This is a genomic window from Dietzia sp. B44, assembly GCF_014145245.1.
GTDB classification, from domain to species: domain Bacteria; phylum Actinomycetota; class Actinomycetes; order Mycobacteriales; family Mycobacteriaceae; genus Dietzia; species Dietzia natronolimnaea.
The window spans coordinates 1,720-3,625 of the sequence record NZ_JAALEF010000376.1; the positions used below are offsets into that span (position 1 = coordinate 1,720).

Here is a 1,906-nt window from a genome sequence, read left to right on the forward strand (position 1 = left end):
GGGACGGGGACTCATCCATATGCACCACCACGGCCACCACGAACTGGTCGACGAGGTCGAGCGGTCGGTCGCCGGTCTCGCGGACCCGATCGGCCGGGAGTGCCTCCAGCGGGTCATCCTGCCCCGGGCCGGCGAGCCGCTGGACGTGAGATCGCTCTACCTCGCCGAGGCCCCCACCAACGCCCGCCGCGCCCACTCCGCCGGCCGCACCACCCTGAGCGTCGGCGCGGACTCCGAGGTCTCCTTCGCCACCTACTTCAACGCCTTCGCGGCGGCGTACTGGCGTCGTTGGACGATCCTCGGTGAGGTGGTCCTGCGGCTGACGATCCGCGGCGCCGGCCGTGTGGACCTCTACCGGTCCAAGATCGACGGCTCGCGCATCGCGATCACCGGGGACGTCGTGGGCGAGCCGGGCGAGTCGGGGGCGGACCGGGTCACGACGGTCGAGTTCGTCTGCGACCTGGGCCCGTTCGAGGACGGCGGGTGGATCTGGTTCGACCTCACCTCCGACACGGACGTCGAGGTGCTCGCCGGTGGGTGGTACTCGGCCGTGGACGCGCCGGCCACCCGCCCGGACGCGGGCCCGGACGGCACCCCCGATCCGTCGGTGCAGGTACCCAACGAACGCCGGGTGACCGTCGGTATCCCGACCTTCAACCGCCCCGGGGACGCGGTCGCGGCGCTGCGGGCGCTCACCTCCGACCCCGAGGTGGACGCGGTCCTGGACGCGGTGCTCATGCCGGACCAGGGCGACCGCAAAGTGCGTGACGAGCCCGGGTTCGCGGAGGCCGCCGAGTACCTGGGCGAGCGCCTGCGGATCTTCGACCAGCCCAACCTGGGCGGCTCGGGCGGGTACAGCCGCATCATGTACGAGGCCCGGCGGCTCACCGACTCGCCGTACATCCTCTACATGGACGACGACATCGAGATCGAGCCCGACTCGATCCTGCGGGCCCTGGCCTTCGCCCGTTTCTCGCGCGTGCCGATGCTGGTCGGCGGCCAGATGCTCAACCTCCAGGAGCGCAGCCACCTCCACACCATGGGCGAGGTGGTGGGCGCGCACGACTTCATGTGGACCGCCGCCCCGCACGCGGACTACGACTACGACTTCTCCCGGTACCCCCTCACCGACCGGGAGAACCCCAAGGAACTGCACCGCCGGATCGACGTGGACTACAACGGCTGGTGGATGTGCCTGATCCCGCGGGTGGTCGCGGAGAAGATCGGCCAGCCCCTGCCCCTGTTCATCAAGTGGGACGACGCGGAGTACGGCCTGCGGGCGCGCCGCGCCGGCCACCCCACGGTCTCCATGCCGGGGGTGGCGATCTGGCACATGGCGTGGTCGGACAAGGACGACGCGATCGACTGGCAGGCCTACTTCCACCTGCGCAACCGGCTGGTGGTGGCGTCGCTGTACCACGACGGCGACCACAAGGGCATCATGCAGTCGAGCCTCAAGGCGCTGGTCAAGCACCTGGTGTGCCTCGAGTACTCGACGGTGGCCATCCAGATCGAGGCCATCCGCGACTTCCTGCGAGGACCGGAGGCGCTCTACGAGCTGCTGCCGACGGCCCTGCCCAAGGTGCGGGCGATGCGCGCGCGGTTCCCCGACGCCGTGGTGATCCCCTCGGCCGTGGACCTGCCCGCGCCCTCCGGCGGCCCGGCCGGGATCCACTCCGAGCCCCGGGGCCCGGTCCGCAAGGCCCTCGCCCTGGGCAAGGGGCTCATCCACACCCTGAGCCGGGACGACAAGGCGCACCACGAGGTGCCGCAGGCGAACTTCCCGCCCGTGGAGGCGCGCTGGTACTCGCTGAGCCGGGTCGACGGCGCCACCGTCACCACCGCCGACGGGCGCGGGGTGGTCTACCGCAAGCGCGATCGTGAGCAGGCCGGATCGCTGTTCGCC

Annotated in this window: 1 protein-coding gene; it reads left to right on the top strand. The window is 71.4% G+C overall.

The window, feature by feature from the left end:
- Positions 1-19: 19 nt before the first annotated feature.
- A partial coding sequence (locus tag G6017_RS12290; protein WP_182617593.1) for a glycosyltransferase occupies positions 20-1,906 on the top strand: 1,887 nt, incomplete at its 3' end.